At 32.2% G+C, this 13,292-nt stretch carries 13 protein-coding genes; 9 read left to right on the top strand and 4 right to left on the bottom strand.

Annotated features, from left to right (window positions below):
• Positions 1-51: 51 nt before the first annotated feature.
• Positions 52-507 (bottom strand): hypothetical protein, encoded by a 456-nt coding sequence (locus tag Q0828_RS23205; RefSeq protein WP_298427432.1) that lies wholly within the window; start codon positions 505-507, stop codon positions 52-54.
• 238 nt (positions 508-745) lie between these two features.
• Here Q0828_RS23205 and rlmD point away from each other — a divergent pair, with 238 nt between their 5' ends.
• The 9 genes from rlmD (at position 746) to Q0828_RS23160 (ending at position 10,648) form a co-directional block, all read left to right on the top strand.
• On the top strand, positions 746-2,158 hold the full coding sequence (gene rlmD, locus Q0828_RS23200; protein ID WP_298427429.1) for a 23S rRNA (uracil(1939)-C(5))-methyltransferase RlmD: 1,413 nt from the start codon (positions 746-748) through the stop codon (positions 2,156-2,158).
• Between the two features lie 5 nt (positions 2,159-2,163).
• Positions 2,164-2,736 carry a DUF6452 family protein gene (locus Q0828_RS23195; protein ID WP_298427426.1) on the top strand — a complete coding sequence of 191 codons (573 nt, stop codon included), beginning with the start codon at positions 2,164-2,166 and terminating at the stop codon, positions 2,734-2,736.
• Positions 2,717-3,496, top strand: coding sequence for a DUF6048 family protein (locus Q0828_RS23190; RefSeq protein ID WP_298427423.1), 780 nt, complete (start codon positions 2,717-2,719; stop codon positions 3,494-3,496). Before Q0828_RS23195 ends, Q0828_RS23190 begins: the two co-directional genes overlap by 20 nt.
• A gap of 201 nt (positions 3,497-3,697) precedes the next feature.
• On the top strand, positions 3,698-6,961 hold the full coding sequence (locus Q0828_RS23185; RefSeq protein WP_298427420.1) for a S41 family peptidase: 3,264 nt from the start codon (positions 3,698-3,700) through the stop codon (positions 6,959-6,961).
• Positions 6,962-6,983: 22 nt separating this feature from the next.
• Positions 6,984-7,493 carry a phosphohydrolase gene (locus tag Q0828_RS23180; RefSeq protein WP_298427416.1) on the top strand — a complete coding sequence of 170 codons (510 nt, stop codon included), beginning with the start codon at positions 6,984-6,986 and terminating at the stop codon, positions 7,491-7,493.
• Entirely contained in the window at positions 7,490-7,789 is a 300-nt protein-coding gene (locus Q0828_RS23175; protein WP_298427413.1) for a hypothetical protein, read from the top strand. Before Q0828_RS23180 ends, Q0828_RS23175 begins: the two co-directional genes overlap by 4 nt.
• 22 nt (positions 7,790-7,811) lie before the next feature.
• A complete protein-coding gene (locus Q0828_RS23170; protein WP_298427410.1) occupies positions 7,812-8,381 on the top strand; it encodes a hypothetical protein in 570 nt (189 codons plus the stop codon).
• Between the two features lie 81 nt (positions 8,382-8,462).
• Complete coding sequence (locus Q0828_RS23165; protein WP_298427408.1) at positions 8,463-9,437, top strand: acyl-CoA thioester hydrolase/BAAT C-terminal domain-containing protein; 975 nt, start codon at positions 8,463-8,465, stop codon at positions 9,435-9,437.
• A gap of 155 nt (positions 9,438-9,592) precedes the next feature.
• Positions 9,593-10,648, top strand: coding sequence for a hypothetical protein (locus Q0828_RS23160; RefSeq protein ID WP_298427405.1), 1,056 nt, complete (start codon positions 9,593-9,595; stop codon positions 10,646-10,648).
• Positions 10,649-10,739: 91 nt separating this feature from the next.
• Here Q0828_RS23160 and Q0828_RS23155 read toward each other — a convergent pair whose 3' ends face one another.
• The 3 genes from Q0828_RS23155 to Q0828_RS23145 form a co-directional block, all read right to left on the bottom strand.
• Entirely contained in the window at positions 10,740-11,216 is a 477-nt protein-coding gene (locus Q0828_RS23155; protein WP_298427403.1) for a hypothetical protein, read from the bottom strand.
• A 125-nt stretch (positions 11,217-11,341) separates the two neighbouring features.
• Complete coding sequence (locus tag Q0828_RS23150) at positions 11,342-11,569, bottom strand: hypothetical protein (RefSeq protein WP_298427400.1); 228 nt, start codon at positions 11,567-11,569, stop codon at positions 11,342-11,344.
• A 12-nt stretch (positions 11,570-11,581) separates the two neighbouring features.
• On the bottom strand, positions 11,582-12,757 hold the full coding sequence (locus Q0828_RS23145; protein ID WP_298427397.1) for a class I SAM-dependent RNA methyltransferase: 1,176 nt from the start codon (positions 12,755-12,757) through the stop codon (positions 11,582-11,584).
• Positions 12,758-13,292 lie beyond the last annotated feature (535 nt).

The raw sequence follows: 13,292 nt of genomic DNA, 5'->3' as shown, positions 1-13,292 counted from the left end.
ATTTATTATTTAATTAGTAGACGATGAATTAGGCTTTCTTTACAAGAACAATTAATAATTATTAAATTTTTGTTTGTACATCATAAGTTCAATCAGCACAAAGCTGAAAAAGACTCCTATAAAGATTAATATTGTTAAAAAATCTTCTGTAAATCTACTTGTTCTAACGAATTCTGATATATTTATAATTAAAGCTAAGCCTAAAAAAATTAACGCCATGAGTGAAAAGAAACCAAGTTTTACATGAAACTTTAGACTCTTTTCTATTTCAGGAAATGTTATAATTAATTTTGGTAAAAATCGTAACAAGGAAATTCTACGAATGCGCGTGATTGCAATTGTATCTTTTTCATATTTTCCATAAAAATCCTTGTCATTGGAAGTCATGTTAACCGTATTCATAATGCTTAACATTTTTGATGTTTTTAAAGTTTTGGCTTCCAAAGTAGTTTTGAATACTGCTGGTTTTTTAGTGGAATGAATTTCGCTTTTGAAGATAGTGATCATTGAAAAATCTTTATCGCATTATATTTCTTTAAAAATAGTCCAAAGATTGTTTTCATGCAATGATTTTATAAAACAATCATTCGGGCATCTATAATAAATGGTGAAAATTAGTCTTTTGTATTATTTCATTGAGTAAACACCTAAGATTTAATAACCATTCACAAAAACTTTTCACACTTTTTTAAATATTGCCCACATAAATTATATATATATTTACCGCTATTGTTATTTTTGCCGCATGGGAAGAAAGAATCGTAAGAAAGTGTTTGAACAAGTTGAAGTGGTAGATACTGCTACAAAAGGGAAAACAGTCGCTAAAACTGAAGATGGAAATGTGATATTTTTACCAAATGCCGTTCCCGGTGATGTGGTAGATATTCAAACATATAAAAAACGAAAAGCGTTTTACGAAGGGAAAGTTATACACTTTCATTCGTATTCTGATAAACGTACCGAACCTGTTTGTGAACATTTTGGAACTTGTGGTGGTTGCAAGTGGCAACATATGGAATATAAACACCAATTGTTTTACAAGCAGAAAGAAGTGTTGAATAATTTAACACGTATTGGGAAAGTTGAATTACCTGAGTTAACACCAATTTTAGGAAGTGCCGAACAGTATTTTTACAGAAATAAAATGGAGTTCTCGTTTTCGGATAGTCGTTGGTTAACACAAGAAGAAGTAGATTCTGGTGAAGATTTAGGTGATAGAAATGCACTAGGATTTCATATCCCAGGCATGTGGGACAAGATTTTAGATGTAAAGAAATGTCACTTACAAGCTGATCCATCAAATGCAATCAGAAATGCAATTAAAGAATTTGCTACAACATACGACATTGCTTTCTTTAATACAAGAAACCAAAGAGGATTATTACGAACATTGATGATTCGTACGTCTTCTATCGGTGAAGTAATGGTATTGGTACAATTCTACAAAGAAGACATTGCAAAGCGTGAGTTACTTTTAAATTATATAAAAGAAACATTCCCTGAAATTACAGCGTTATTGTATGTAATTAATGGAAAAGGAAATGACACTATTTACGATCAGGAAGTAATCTGTTTTAACGGGCGTGATCATATTTTTGAAGAAATGGAAGGTTTGAAGTTTAAGATTAATGCCAAATCATTCTATCAAACAAATTCTGATCAAGCACATGAATTGTATAAAATCACGCGTGACTTTGCTGGTTTAGTTGGTGATGAATTGGTATATGATTTGTATACAGGAACAGGTACTATTGCACAATTTGTATCGAAAAAAGCGAAAAAAGTAGTGGGTGTAGAATCGGTTCCTGAAGCTATTGAAGCTGCTAAAGAAAATGCTGCATTTAATAATATTACAAATACAGAATTCTTTGTTGGAGATATGAAAAAGGTTTTTAATACTGAATTCATTGAAGCTCATGGAACACCAGATATTATTATTACTGATCCACCACGTGACGGAATGCATGCAGATGTAGTGCAACAAATTTTAAACATTGCACCTAAAAAAGTAGTCTACGTAAGTTGCAACAGTGCTACACAAGCGCGCGATTTAGCTTTGATGGACGAAACATATAAAGTAACCAAAGTACAAGCCGTTGATATGTTTCCACAAACACATCATATTGAAAATGTTGTACTTTTAGAAAAGAGAAATTAAATAATATGAAAAAACTATCGTATATAGGAGTTATCTGCTTAGTTATTGCAACAGCTGTTTTCTCCTTTTCATGTGAGAAAGATGATATTTGTGCAGAAGGAACGCTTACGACTCCAAGATTAGTGATTGATTTTTTTGATGCAGATATTATGATCGCTACAGGAGAAGATGTTGCAAAAAATGTAACGAACTTATTTGTAGAAGCATTAAATCCAAACTTAGATCCCAATACTGCATCTCCAATTCAGGATAATGCTGATACTGTAAATACGATATCTATTCCATTACATACACAAGAAAACACTACAGTATATCGTTTCTTCTCTGGATATGAAACAGATAGTGACGGAAATATTACTGCTGGAAATTCAGACCTCATCACATTTAACTATGAAACTTCTGAAATTTTTCTTTCTAGAGCTTGTGGTTATGCTACAAATTATAGATTAGATGATGCTGGAACTGGCGTTGTTGTTACCACTGATTCAGACAATTGGATCAATACAACAACAGGAATAGCCATTACACAATTTACTATTCAAAATGAAACTATAGCGCATGTTAAAATATATCACTAGTATACTCGCATTCTTGGTATTTAGCATAAGCTTTGCACAAGAAAACTCAGAAGAAACAACTACTGAAAAAGAAGCTACAGAAGTTGTAAAAGATACTCTATCTCCCAATAAAGATAATTACGGATTACGTATTGGATTAGATTTAAGTAGACCAATTCGAGTGTTACTTGAAAAAGATTACCAAGGTTTTGAAGTCGTAGGAGATTTTAGAATTACCAAAAAGTTTTATTTAGCTGCCGAATTAGGGAATGAAAAGAAAACAGTTGATGAAGATCAACTAAACTTTACTACAGAAGGAAGCTATTTAAAAGTAGGATTCGATTTTAATGCCTATGAAAACTGGTTTGGAATGGAAAATTCCATCTTTGTTGGTTTGCGTTATGGATACAGTACACATAAGCAAACTTTAAACAGCTATCGTATCTACATAAACGATACACATTTAGAAAATCCTGACAATTTAGAATTTGCACCAGGCACAGAGTTTTCTAGCTTAAATGCACATTGGATTGAAGCTGTTGCTGGAATAAAAGTAGAATTATATAAAAACATATATTTAGGGTTTAGCGTTCGTTTAAATCGACTCTTAAGTACGAAAGAACCTGATAACTTTCAAAACTTATTCATTCCTGGATTTAACAAAGTAACAACCGACAGTAATGTTGGTGCTGGTTTTAATTATACCATAAGTTACTCCATTCCTATCTACAAAAAAGCAAAGAAAAAGAAAGAAGAAGTTGAAGATTCTGAGCAAGAATAAGTCAATATGCTAGATCCCTGCTATTAAAACATTCAAAATAAACACCTAAGAAATATTAAAAAGTCATCTTTAAACAAGATGACTTTTTTAGTATTTATTTAACATATATCTAGCATTTATAAAGCATTGTCACACTAGTATTTTTAGTATCTTCAACTTCTATTTCTGAACTCAATCAAAAAATTAACCATTTACATACCAATGAAACCTTTCCAACCAACCACCAACTTCCTTTTAGGAATTTTATTTCTATTCTTTACAAGTACAATTACTGCTCAGAATGTAAAAGACACACGCTTAATGTCCAATCCTGCCATTAGTAAAAACAAAATTGCTTTTATCTATGCAGAGGATTTATGGGTTGCCAACAGAGATGGTTCTAACCCTATCAGACTTACTATTGACGAAGGCATAGAATCAAATCCTATCTTCTCACCTGACGGATCTAAAATTGCTTTCAGTGCAGAATATGATGGAAATATAGATGTGTTTATTATAGATGTAAATGGCGGTGTTCCAAAACGCCTTACTTGGCATCCATATGCAGATTTAGTGAGAAGCTTTGACGAAACCGGAAAAAATATTCTCTTCGCTTCTAGAAGACACAGTCATGTATATCATTACAGACAATTGTACACCATAAGTATTGATGGTGGACCAGTTACAAAGTTACCTCTACCTACCGCACATAGCGCATCGTATTCGCCAGATGCGAAATATATAGCATATACACCTTTTGGAAGTGCGCATACGCAATGGAAAAACTATCGTGGTGGACGACAAGGAAAGATTTGGATTTATGATGTAAAAACACATGAAGTAGACGAAATTCCAAAACCAGCTACAGGAAGTAACGATACAAATCCGCAATGGATTAGAAACACAGTATACTTCCGATCGGATCGTAATGGAGAATTCAATATCTATTCGTACGATATGGATTCTAAACAAGTAACACAACATACATTTTATAAAGACTTTCCTGTATTGGCAATTTCATCAGATAATAACGAATTAATCTATGAACAAGCAGGATATTTACATACGTATAATCCTGCTGTAAAGCAGAAAACAAAACTTACTATCGGTATTGCAACTGATTTACTAGAATTACGTCCACGTTTTGTTTCTGGAAATCAATACATACGATCGGTCGGTATTTCTCCTTCTGGAAAACGACTTGTAATGGATTTTAGAGGTGAAATTGTTACGGTTCCTGTAAAAAAAGGAGATGTTAATAATATTTCACAAACAGCTGGCGTACACGAAAAAGACCCACAATGGTCTCCTAATGGGAAACATATTGCTTATTTTTCAGATGCTTCTGGAGAATATGAATTACATATAAAAAACATACAAGACAATAGCGTTGAAAAAATTTCAATCAAAGGAAATGGCTTTTACGCACATATAAATTGGTCGCCTGATAGTAAAAAAATATGCTATACAGATAATAGTAAAAGCATTTACATAGTAGATGTTGCATCTAAAAAAAGCACTAAAATAGCTTCTGATGTTTTATACGGAATTGGTGCATTTAGAGACATTTTTGGTTCTTGGTCGCACGATTCAAAATGGGTTACATATACGCAAATCACAGAAACATACTATCAAAAAGCGTTTGTATATTCAGTAGATGAAAACAAATCATTTGCTATTTCTGATGGATTATCTAATATCTCCGAAGTTGTTTTTGATCCAAGTGGAAAATACATTTACTTAACCGCTTCAACGGATGCAGGTCCATTATTAAATTGGTTTGACCTTTCTAGTCAAGATATGGAATCTTCCAATACAATTTACCTCATTACCCTACAAAAAGAGACCATTTCGCCATTAGCGAAAAAGAATGACGAAGAAGTAATTGAAGTTGCAGAAAAAAAGGATTCATCAGCTAAAGAAGAAGAAGAAACTGCGTTAAAAATTGATTGGGATGGAATTGAGCATAGAATCATAGCACTTCCTATTCGCTCAGGAAACTATTCCAACTTACAAATTGCCAACGAAGGTGAACTATTTTACTTATCAAGAAATCCGAATTCAAGTTTCTTTGCTGCGCAACCTATTTATAAATTTAGCTTAAAAGATCAAAAAGCAGAAGAAATTACACAAGCGAGTAGTTTTGAATTTTCTAGTGACGGAAAACAAATGTTGTATTATAAAAACGGTGATTATGGTGTAACTGCCATAGGTTCAAAAACTGACAATTCGGTAAATACCACTTCCATTCAGGTAAAAATTGATCCTGTAAAAGAATGGAATAACATTTTTGAAGAAGCTTGGCGCGTAAATCGTGATTACTTCTACGATCCTGGGATGCACGGAATCAACTGGAAATCGATGAAAAAGAAATACAAACCATTTCTTGCCCATGTAACTAACAGAAGTGATTTATACAGAATGATGCAATGGATGTTTAGTGAACTTGGTGTTGGACATCATCGATTTGCAGATACAGGAGACCGACTAAACTCTGCTCCATATATTGGTGGTGGTTTGCTTGGCGCAGATTATAAAGTAAATAATAATCGTTATCAATTTTCAAAAATATATGGAGGCCTTAACTGGAATCCAAACTTACGCTCTCCGTTAACAGAACCTGGAGTAAATGTTACTGTTGGTGATTATTTACTTTCTGTAAATGGTAAAAACGTAACTGCTAATCAAAACTTATATGCTTTCTTTGAAAATACTGCTGGTAAAATTGTTACGCTTGAAGTTAGCGCTAAAGCAGATGGTACAAATCGTAGAACTGTGAAAGTTGTGCCTATTTATGGAGAAATACAACTTAGAAATCGTGCTTGGGTAGAAAACAATATCAAAAAAGTAGATGAAGCTACTAATGGGCAAGTTGCATATGTATACGTTCCTAATACTGCTGGACAAGGTCATGAATATTTCAAACGTTACTTCTTCCCACAGACAAATAAAAAAGCAGTCATTATTGACGAACGTTTTAATGGTGGAGGATTACTAGCAGATTATTATTTAGATATTTTACAAAGATCAAAAATGTCTGGTTGGAACTTTAGATATGGTAAAGATTTACGAACGCCTAGCGCTTCTATTGACGGACCAAAAGTAATGCTCGTAAATGAAGGTGCTGGTTCTGGCGGCGATTATCTTCCTTGGGCTTTTAAAAGGCAAAACATGGGAACTATTGTTGGAAAACGTACTTGGGGCGGATTGGTCGGTATTTTAGGATATCCAGAATTCATAGATGGTGGCGTTGTAACTGCTCCAAATATTGCCTTTTGGGATGAAAATGGATATACTGTAGAAAACGAAGGTGTCGCACCAGATGTTGAAGTAGATCAATTGCCTAAATTAGTTATTCAAGGACGCGATCCACAATTAGAGAAAGCAATTGAAATTGCTTTAAAGCAACTAAAGGAAAATCCAAAAGTATATCCTAAACGACCAGCGTATCCTATAAGAGCACGTAAAGAACAAAATAAATTCTAATCGCAGAAAAACATATTTATTTATGACGATTCACGAAAAAGCACGTGTATACGCTTCAGAAAAACATCGCGATGCAAATCATATGTATGATCAATATCCGTATGAATTTCATTTGCAAATGGTTGTCAATGCTGCAAATCAATTTCTATATTTAATTCCAGAAGAAGCACAGCAAAATGTGTTAGCAGGTTGTTGGGTTCACGATGTTATTGAAGATGCACGTGAAACTTATAATGATGTAAAAAAAGCATTAAATGAAGATATTGCAGAGTTAGCTTATGCATTAACCAATGACAAAGGAAAAACACGAAGTGAACGCGCTGGGGACAAATACTATGAAGGTATCAGAAATACACCTTACGCTATCTTTATAAAACTATGCGATCGTATTGCCAATGTAACACATTCTAAAAATACAAGTAGTAGAATGTTAGCTGTATACAGAAAAGAAAATCCTGCGTTTGTTGAAAAGTTACATGATGATAAGTATATGGATGTAATTCAATATTTGGAAAATTTATTAAAAGAATGAATCTGATCGATTTTATCATTGGTGCTTTAATTGCGAATGCAATACCTCATCTAATTTTTGGACTTACTAAAACTCATTTCCTCGGAATGTTTGGCTATACTTCAAAAGGAAATATAAGTTATGCTGTGCTGCAATTTATAATAGCGATAAGTATATTTTGTTATAATTATGAATATTCAAAATTCTTAGAAAATGGTTATTTAATAGGCGCAGTTACGGTACTAGTGTTGTATTTCATTTTTGGAAATATTTTAGTTAAGTTTTACGGAAAAAGAGATAAAACAACAAACAATTAATATTTGAATAAAGATAAAAACATTGATTGAGGAAATAGAAAGTATTGACTTTTCAAGAAGCAGCAAAAATCTTACTAAAGGATTGAATACTGCATTTGATATCATTTCCTCAAAAACGGAACAAAATCATACGTTATTACTTAAAGATGATTTTGAATTATTCAAATCCAAAGGAAAATATCATGTTCTAAAAACATTTGCTGGAGGAATTATTTTTCTTAGAGAACCTGAAATAATTGTAGGTATTAAAATTAATTTTAAAACCAATACTAATACTGCTTTAGTTAAGGTTGAATATGGTGCTACAAACAGGAATAGCAGAAATATTAAATATAAACCTAATACAGGTAAGTTTGAAAGTATACAATGGAATTTATTTAGAGTATTCCCAAACTTCAACAAGTATAATAAAGAAGTAAAGATCGCATTAATAGCACTTATAAGTAGATATGTAAAAACAATCTGCGAAGACCTAAATCAAAATAGTTGGTTCATGAAATATGAAAAAGATTTTTATTTAGAATGTTTTCTGGATACTGAATTAGAAATTAAATTACTCATAAAGAAAAAACTACAAATCCCTCTAAAATAAACTAAACATGTAACATTCCAGTTTCTATGTACACTCATATAAAGACAATCATTCATTTGTACATATAACTAAACTAGTCACATGAAAAATAGCAAAAAATACAGTTTTATTATAGGAATTATTGCAGTATTCATATTTGGATATTTTATTGCTGATCATTTTTTATATAATGGTGTTAAAGCAAAAGCTATACATAAAAATGGTTTTCAAGGAAACTATTATGCTAAAAATGATACGCAATCGCAACCAACAGTTATACTAATTGGTGGTGGACAATGGGGCGATTATTGGGCAGAACAAATTTCAAAAAAAGGGTATGCAAGCCTATCATTACCCTATACACGAAGAGAAGGTTTACCCAAATTAGCTGAAGAAATCAATCTTGAATATTTTGAAAAAGCATTCAAATGGCTTTCAAAACAATCAGCTGTAAATTCGGACAAAATTGTAGTAATGGGCGCTTCAAGAAATGCAGAATTAGCGTTGGTACTTGCTACTACATTTCCGGAATATATTCATGGTGTTGTAGCATATGCACCAAGTGCTGTAAGTTGGTCAAATACCGTGCTCCCGTACAGTGCTAATACAATAAAACCAAGTTGGAAATACAAAGGAATAGCTATTCCCTATGTACCAATGAATAAAATTCAGGGAAACAATACTGCAAAAATTCAAACATTACCATATTGGGAAAATGGTTTAACTAAAACAAACAAAGTAGCAAAAGCAATTATTAAGATTGAAAATAGTAAAGGTCCCATTTTGTTGTTTTCTGGTTTAGATGATCAAGTTTGGCCAGCGGCAACCATGGCTGATATGTTAGCTGAAAGAATTAAAACAGCTAATTTTAAGTATGACTTTAAAAACATACAATATGATAATGCAGGTCATTTAATTTCTACACATCCTGATATCAATTCAAGTATCACAACTGGAAACATGACTATTGATGGAAAGACTTACGAATTTGAATTTGGCGGAACCATAGAAGGTGATACCAAAGCAAAAAAAGATGCAAGAGATCAGTTGTTTTTGTTTTTAGAAAAATTAAAATAGCATTTATAAATATATACTACCTCACCATGGAACTATTGGCACAAAAGAACAAAGAACATACGTAGTTACACGCATTGTAAATATGTAAATTTTATCTTAATTTTAGAAAAGCTAATTAATAGCTTAAAATTGCCCAAAATCTAAAAAGGAAAAACATGAATACTTATGCTGGTCAACAACAACAACATAAAAATCAATCAGTTGCCAATACTGTTTCTCAAAAAAAGAGTGGAACGTCTCCTTTTCAGTTAATTGATAATAGACCTGAAGCTACAGTTCAAAGAAAACAACAAAAAATGGCTAACAACAGCCGTCACTCTAAGCATGTTGCTCAATTACATGCAACGGCATATGGATCAAGTAATTCTATTATAGGAGGAAATACAGTTATACAACTTGGCAAGAAAAAGGAGAAAACAAAAGAAGAGCGCGAAAAAGAGATGTTGGATAGATTAGATCGTGCTACAAAGAGACAAAAAGCACGAAAAAAGGGAACTAAGAGAGGACACGATGAAGCTAGAATTGATTATACCAATAGAAAAAAAGGAAAGAAAAGTCATGTAGATAATAGGGTAATTCATAAAACACCATTTGGTTCGATCAGGTTAGGAAGAGGAATGTACAGCACACAACCATATGCGAATTTGGATAAGAAAGAATGGCCCAACAGAAAGGCGTTACCAAAAACAAATTATGATGACATACATAAAAACATAACAAGCAGTGGAAAAGAGAAAGAAATCTTAGACGAAACAGGAACATATATGTCTAATGTACAACCTGTAAAACCTTCGAGCCTGAAACTATCTACAAAATCAAAAGCATCTGCATCTTTATTTAGCGGGCTGTTAACAGCTGCTGAGCCTCACAATGAACGAAATCCTGTGGGAGGAAAACCTGAAAGAGCCGCAATAAGATATGCGAAAAGAAAAGGAATGAAAAAGACCTTTAATCGGAAAAATGGAGCTTATGTTCCTACTTGGGCAAAAGATGGAGGCGCAAAAATGGGTGGAACTGGTGCCTGGAAGAAAATGCGCGCAAGGAAAATGACTATGCCGTTATCAACTATAGAAATGTTAGAAGATATGTCTGATTCAAGTGATGATGATACTGCACAATCGTCTAAGATGGTAAAACGAAAAATAAGGAAATCGACAAGAAAGAGAAGAAAAGTAAAAAGATATAACGGACTTAACAACCTAACAAAATAACGATTACCGCTATTTAAAAGACAACTAAAAATACTAGAAAACTGAAGTTTAAAACATCATAATTGGAGGCTTATAAATTACAATGTGTTATTTAAAACGAAGTAACCTCAACCATTGGAACTTTTATAGTATTCACACTATTCATATCTTTTTCAAATACAAGCAACTTTTTTACAGTGTCTATTGATTTTATAGTAATACCATATCTAAGTGTTTCATAATATCTTTTTGGCAAAATAAGCCCACTACTAGAAGAAGTATAATTGTATGTATATTTTTTTCTTGTGGATAAATCGCAGATAAAAAGTTTCTTTCTAGACAAAGTATTAAAATCTGAACTTGATTGTAACTCGTTTGAACTCACTTCAGAAATGATCAAGTATTTGCCTCTTGCATCTTTAAAATAATCTACTAAATAAGAATACTTTTTATCGAATTGATCTAGATCAACAATAACAGTTTCATTATATATAACTTGAGTTTCAGATACCGTAAATTCTTTTATCTTACCAAACTCTTCTTCTATATGATGTTGTTTTAGAAACTTCGCATTATGACATATAAACATTGGGAGAAATTCATATGTAGCTGATTCATGATGAGTCACCTGTGAAGAAATGCTTGTTTTTGTTGACACACAAGATATCAAAAGAAAACATGCACTTAAAAAAGCAAGATATATTTTACGAAACATCATACCTCTCTCCCATCACCAAATAAACTTTTCATCATTACTTTTTCTTTTCCTCCATTGTTTACGACTGCAAACTTAGGAGCAAGTACACTTGCAATTACTGCACAAAGTAAAGACAACCATAATCCACTTATCGGAATAATATATCCTAAAGTAAAACGAAATACTAAAAAGAGCGCCATAAACGCTACAAAATTAAATAGCAATGCTTTTGTTTTTGGTTTCATCTGTTGTCTATTTTAATCGTCTGTATTTTTCTTTTGAAACTTTGCTTTCTTACTTCCTGCGTACATTTCGTATTTTACCAAACGTGATTCTAACTTACCGTTAAATACTTTTATTTTACGTGATGGACGTAATCCTACAAATTTTAAGGCTTCTAAATTTGAAGTAATAAACCATGCATTTGTATTGGAATATCCTTGTTTTAAAGTGTCACCTATTTCAGCGTAAAATTGTTCCATATCAATATGTAAACGTTCACCGTATGGCGGATTGAACAAAATATGTAACTTTTCATCACCTTCTTTTTTTGTTTCAAAGAAGTTTTGCTGACGAATCTTTATATAATCACTCAAATTTGCGTTTCTAACATTGTCTTTTGCTTTCTGAACTGCAGATGGCGCCTTATCATATCCGTAAATATCATGGTGAAATTCGCGAATCTTTTTTAGTGCTGATTCTTCTATTTTTTCAAACAAATCAACATCCCAATCTTGCCACTTTTCAAAACCAAATTCTTTTCTATTGATATTTGGAGGAATGTTACATGCAATCATTGCTGCTTCAATAGCAATTGTTCCACTTCCGCACATAGGATCGAGCAAATCAGATTGTCCGTCCCAACCAGATAACATCACTAAACCTGCTGCTAGTACTTCATTAATTGGTGCAATATTCGTTGCCGTTTTATATCCACGTTTGTGTAGTGAACCACCAGAACTATCTAATGAAATACTACAATCATTGTTTTGAATGTGTACATGAATACGTAATGTTGGGAATTTAATATCTACATTCGGTCTTCTTCCTTCTGTATTACGAAACTTATCCGCAATTGCATCTTTTGTTTTTAAAGCAATAAATTGTGAATGTGTAAACTGTTCTGAAGCAACTGTAGCATCAATCGCAAAAGTATCATTATGCGTTAAATACTTATCCCAATGCATGTTATATACCTGATCGTATAAATCTTGTTCATTTTTAATTTTAAAATAGCGAATTGGTTTTAAAATCTTAATTGCCGTACGTAAGCATAAGTTTGCTTTGTACATAAACCCTTTGTCTCCTCTAAACGTAACGTTACGCGTTCCTTTTCGGATGTCCATCGCGCCTAATCTTTTTAGTTCGTCTTCGAGTAAATCTTCAAAACCATGTAAGGTTTTGGCAACCATTTTAAAATTATCTTGTCTCATTGTCTTCTAATCTGATTGCAAAAGTACGTTAATTTGATAATGTAGCAATAGAAGCGATTTGAAGATTTGATAATTGATCAATTTAAAAATATATTAATTCTCAAAAAAAAACAGCATGCTACATTACAACAAATAGTCATCTTATATTTTGTTTTCATCCAAGTTTATTATAGTTTTAAAAACTACGAAACCGATTCACATACATGCAGGATTTCAACTATTTATTTACGATTGTAAACATTTCAATATTCATCTCTTTATTTTTAGCGGTATTCCTCATTACTATATCTTCAAAAAATAAGCTTAGCAATTGTATTTAAAATCGGGAGATTCTATGAGACAATCGTCTATGCTATGTTATAATAGGGCAAAAAATTGGAGAATTATTATTTTATTAAATCATAGGAATTCAAAATTACGTAATGAAATGCTGAATGTTATCTATGATGTACTATTGAAGTAATATATGTTGTGTTATTTTACGAAACTAACAAAGCAAGCTTCGTTTTATATCATTAAAATAAATGTACAAATA

It is taken from the genome of uncultured Kordia sp. (genome assembly GCF_947496985.1).
GTDB lineage: Bacteria > Bacteroidota > Bacteroidia > Flavobacteriales > Flavobacteriaceae > Kordia.
The sequence above is the reverse complement of the archived record's forward strand: the minus strand, read 5'-3'. Positions and strand labels throughout refer to the sequence as shown.

Coding starts and splice junctions, on each gene's coding strand:
- Q0828_RS23190 (WP_298427423.1), top strand. CDS start 2,717: ATGTTAAAATATATCACTAGTATACTCGCATTCTTGGTATTTAGCATA.
- Q0828_RS23205 (WP_298427432.1), bottom strand. CDS start 507: ATGATCACTATCTTCAAAAGCGAAATTCATTCCACTAAAAAACCAGCA.
- Q0828_RS23165 (WP_298427408.1), top strand. CDS start 8,463: ATGAAAAATAGCAAAAAATACAGTTTTATTATAGGAATTATTGCAGTA.
- Q0828_RS23195 (WP_298427426.1), top strand. CDS start 2,164: ATGAAAAAACTATCGTATATAGGAGTTATCTGCTTAGTTATTGCAACA.
- Q0828_RS23160 (WP_298427405.1), top strand. CDS start 9,593: ATGAATACTTATGCTGGTCAACAACAACAACATAAAAATCAATCAGTT.
- Q0828_RS23185 (WP_298427420.1), top strand. CDS start 3,698: ATGAAACCTTTCCAACCAACCACCAACTTCCTTTTAGGAATTTTATTT.
- Q0828_RS23150 (WP_298427400.1), bottom strand. CDS start 11,569: ATGAAACCAAAAACAAAAGCATTGCTATTTAATTTTGTAGCGTTTATG.
- Q0828_RS23145 (WP_298427397.1), bottom strand. CDS start 12,757: ATGAGACAAGATAATTTTAAAATGGTTGCCAAAACCTTACATGGTTTT.
- Q0828_RS23175 (WP_298427413.1), top strand. CDS start 7,490: ATGAATCTGATCGATTTTATCATTGGTGCTTTAATTGCGAATGCAATA.
- Q0828_RS23155 (WP_298427403.1), bottom strand. CDS start 11,216: ATGTTTATATGTCATAATGCGAAGTTTCTAAAACAACATCATATAGAA.
- Q0828_RS23180 (WP_298427416.1), top strand. CDS start 6,984: ATGACGATTCACGAAAAAGCACGTGTATACGCTTCAGAAAAACATCGC.
- rlmD (WP_298427429.1), top strand. CDS start 746: ATGGGAAGAAAGAATCGTAAGAAAGTGTTTGAACAAGTTGAAGTGGTA.